Annotated in this window: 3 protein-coding genes and 1 pseudogene; all 4 read right to left on the bottom strand. The window is 54.4% G+C overall.

Translation table 11 applies throughout. The features are described from left to right. Positions 1–47 precede the first annotated feature (47 nt). Positions 48–1355, bottom strand: a complete 1308-nt coding sequence (locus tag QZP87_RS13700) for a UvrD-helicase domain-containing protein (protein WP_291323482.1) — start codon at positions 1353–1355, stop codon at positions 48–50. 2 nt (positions 1356–1357) lie between these two features. Continuing rightward, the gene (locus tag QZP87_RS13695; protein WP_291323481.1) at positions 1358–1546 is read right to left on the bottom strand and encodes a hypothetical protein; all 189 of its coding nucleotides are present in this window, start codon (positions 1544–1546) and stop codon (positions 1358–1360) included. A 24-nt stretch (positions 1547–1570) separates the two neighbouring features. Beyond that, the gene (locus QZP87_RS13690) at positions 1571–3772 is read right to left on the bottom strand and encodes an Hsp70 family protein (RefSeq protein ID WP_291323480.1); all 2202 of its coding nucleotides are present in this window, start codon (positions 3770–3772) and stop codon (positions 1571–1573) included. Between the two features lie 25 nt (positions 3773–3797). Then, positions 3798–4022, bottom strand: a pseudogene (locus QZP87_RS13685) (XRE family transcriptional regulator); the annotation flags it as partial.

The following is a 4022-nucleotide window of genomic DNA, read 5'->3' as shown; positions in this document are numbered from 1 at the left end:
TATGTAAATATTTCCATCGCCTGGAATGAGCTTTTCCAATCAGTGGTTTAGAATAGATCGGCATACCCTTTGATTTCGTTTTTCAGGATGGGATCATGCTCTTTTGGGGCTGCTGTTTCCTGAGAGTTGTCCTGCATATATTCAAACATGCTTTTTTGACGGCTGAACCGGCCATGCCGGATTTCCAGCCCAAAACCTCCCAGGCCATGACAGATGCCGTTGTAAAGAGTGCGTACGGGCTTAATCAGATCCGCATATACCGTGCTCATATACACCCAGCGCGCTGCCCTGCTCACACCTGTGTACAGCAGCACATCCATATTTTTCTTCAAAAACCCGCGAAAATGTCTGGTGGTCAGCCTGGGCATAAGCACCACATCAAAGGTCATGCCCCTGGCACTGTGATAGGTCATGGCCTTGGGCCTCGGGGATGAAAAATCATGAGCAATTCCCTTTGTTTTGCGTCCAGGAGGCCAGACTCTGGGTCCTTCAGCGTAAAGTCCCAGATCCATGCACAACTTTGGAAACATCTCTGCCTGCCATCTTTCGGCAAAAAGCACTGCAATACGCTCACCCAGAGACTGTCTGGCCCGCAGGATCTGCAAAAGGTTGTACATCTCCTGCTCAAAATCTCTGGCCACAAACAGAAGAGGTTTCTCCCTGTCCATCTGCCCGGGCCGGCTGTGTGCTTCTAAAAATCCTTTTTTGTAATCTGCTGGGAGAAATTCGGCAGCCAGTTCCGCAACACAGAAGTTGCAGCGATATCCTGTCGACAGCTCTATATCGGCACTGGACAGGCCCAAAGCCCTCAGGACATCTTTCCGGGTGGCCCGGCTGGAGTATATCTGCTGTTCCTGACCCATAAAAACGCTTACATGGCGGGTAATCTTTTCCAGAATGTCATAACAGACGGGTTCCAGGTCCTGACCCTCGTCCACCAGAATAAAGTCATAAAGTCCCCTGTCCTGACCCTCATGCCTGAGATATTGGTATACCGCCTCTCTTGTGGCCCCTGGATGGGAAAAGCGACCACGCCGGGGGGCACGGCCTATGTTTTTCTCGTGAAAGGTCTTGCACCATTTATCAAATGTAAACACACTGTCCTGACTTATACCCAGTTCCTGAAGGCCGGCCTGGATTGTTTCTTTAAGGGCATTGGTAAAGGTCAGGATCATGAATCGACTGACTGGCACGTGCCAGTTCCGGACCAGATAGGCGGCTCTGTGCACCAGGATGCTGGTCTTGCCTGAGCCAGAGGAACCTGAGATCACCCTGGAATAAAAAGGAGACAGCAGGAGAGCTTTTTGCTGCTCCTGGTAAAGCTCCCCCCGGGCTGCAAGCCACGGAGCAGCCATAATCAACTCCTCACTGGATGATAATTGATTTCAGGATAGATGCCGGCTGGATCTTCCTGCTTATTCTGCGGGCCGCGCCTCTTCCTTTCCTCCCGGATCTCCTCTTCGGTCTGGGTCAGGCCGCTCATACGCACAGCAGTGAGATACCAGCCAAGCTCCCAGTCGCTTAAAGCCGAGACCGGTGCAAACAAATCCAGTGCCTGTCTGAGCAGCCTTTACCGGTCCTTTTTTTCCTGAAGCGCTTCAGCAACCATGGCCCTTAGCACCAGGTAAGGAGCAATACGCTCTGCCTGAATGGCCCTGTCCAGAATATCGGCAGCTTCCCGGTAACGGCCCTGACGGCGGTAAGACAGGGCCAGGTTAAACAGCGCCCCTTTCCAGTTCCGTGCATGCCGGTCCGCTTCCAGGTAAAACTTTTCTTCGCGCCCGTAATCTCCGGTTTCACCGTAAAGCATGCCCAGCCTGTTGAGCAGAACAAAATCAGGACCGCCCAGGGCAAGCATATTTCTGTAGAGGCTCAGGGCCTTTTCCTTCTGCCCTATTTCCTGATAAAGCCCGGCAATTCTTTCAGTGGTCTGCTTGAGGTTCTGTTCAGGCACCTGCCTGGTGCGCACGGCCTCCTCCAGTTCAAGTATCTCTCTGCGCTTGGCATTGGGGTTGACCACGCTACTCACCGGGTTCTCCAGGTCCAGGCAGCGTATCTTCTGCTCTGGTTTGCCGGGCAGGCTCAGCTGCATCTGCAGGGTCTGGTTTTCATCCATATGATATTGCAAAAGGATCTGCTCCCCACGGTTCACCGGCGGCTCCAGCTCCCATACCCAGTTCTTGAGAATCTTTCCCTGACCGTCCATCAGCTCAATACGCAGGATAACCGGGTCACTCAATGCGGTCTCGGGGATACTCAGCATGGAGCATTGCTCCCATTGGTTCCGGCCTGGAAAAGGCAGAGGTGTATTGGCACTGATAAGCATCTGCGGCCCGCACCGGGTCTGGATATAAATTGAACCGGCGCATGCCGGGCGGACAATGCTCTGCCCCATGGATTCAAGCATCCAGGCGTGCAGACAGGCTCCCTTGGCGGTGGCGGTCTGCATTTCGGACTCGGCAAGGGACTCCACCACTGCTTTGCTGAAAAAGTCCTGAATTGCCCGGCGCACTTGGGGAATGCGCGAACTGCCTCCCACAAGCAGACACAGGTCGATGTCCTTCTCGTCCAGGCCGGCCCGCAGCAGAGCGTCCTGCATGGGAACAAAGATCGAACAGGTCCAGCGGTATTCCGTCTCTTTGTGGTAAGGTATGTCCGTATCCAGAAAAGGAGCCATGATTCCGGAAAAAAGCTCTGCATCCAGGCAGGGTTCATCCAGGTACATCCGGCGTCCGTCAGGCAGGGGGCATTCAATGCGTCCCGGATACTTTTTGGTAATCCGGGACAAAGCCCTGCCCTCAAGTCCGCTTAACTGCTCAATGCGGTCCATTTCCCGGCACAGCCCGGTTTTCAGCATTTCGGCTATACCTATAAGGGCTGGTTCCAGGGCGTTCTTTTTGGCGTCAAAATCAAGGTCGAATTCGGCCAGATTCTCCTGCTCAATGAGCTGAGGAATCAGGGCTTCGTAGACCACGGCCCGGTCAATATCTGCTCCACCAAGTTTATGATACCTGGACACCGCCAGGGGAGAGACCCGGATGGATTCTTCTTTGGACCTGAGGCTGATGCTAAACACGGCCACATCGCAGGTGCCTCCCCCGAAATCAAAGATCATGCAGCGCAGGTCATGGCCTATACTGTTGATACCGTGTCTGTCCCGGGAGAACAGGTAATGCACAAAGGCAGCCACAGGTTCATCCAGCAGATCACCCGGGGAAATATCCAGTCCAGCCATTGCGCAGGCCTCAAGGGTATCCCGGCGCTGGGCCTGCTCAAAACAGGCCGGCACAGTGACCACGGTCCTGCTTGCGGGCAGGTCCTTTTCCCGTCTGCAGGACTGCAGAATAAAACGTAGAAGGTGCCCGGCGATCTCTTTGGAGCTCTGATAACCACTGGGGGCCTTATGCATGGTTTTCTTGACACCCATGAAGTTTTTGTCTTCCCAGAATATGCTTTGTTCATGCCTGAGCCCGGACCCGGATTCTGCACATCCGGCCCGAAGCCTTCTGGCCCCCTCCCCTGTGTATACACGGCCCTGATAAAGAGCCAGAACCGAAGGCATAAGGACCGACACATACTCACCACCTTCTGGATTGGGCTGCCTGATTTCCAGACATTCAGGATCAGGAATGGATTTGTGGTTGGAGCAACAGGTTGTGATCCGGGACACGGAGCAGTTGGTGGTTCCCAGGTCAATGCCCAGAACCTGCACAGGTCCCGGTGCAGGGAGGCAATCCTGTCCCCTGGGCAGAATGGAGTCTTTTTCTTTCATGGCGTCCTCAACTTTTTTAAGCCTTTCACCACTCCCCGTCACGCACTTCACGCACCAGGCGCAGGACTGCATGGTCGGGCATGTCTTTCAGGTTTTTTATAAGTTCGGCAAAGAGCTCGGGGCGGCTTCGGATGACTTCCTGAACTTCGGAGGAGACCTTGCCGGCCAGGGCCAGAAGCAGGTCCGGGTTTTCCCCCAGGTCCCTGGCCAGAGAGATTATCTTCGCCTCGGACAGAGGCACAGGCCAGCC

It is taken from the genome of Desulfonatronospira sp., assembly GCA_003563255.1.
In the GTDB taxonomy this organism is placed as follows: Bacteria; Desulfobacterota; Desulfovibrionia; order Desulfovibrionales; family Desulfonatronovibrionaceae; genus Desulfonatronospira.
Note: the sequence above shows the minus strand (reverse complement) of the source record. Positions and strands in the feature narration are given on the sequence as shown.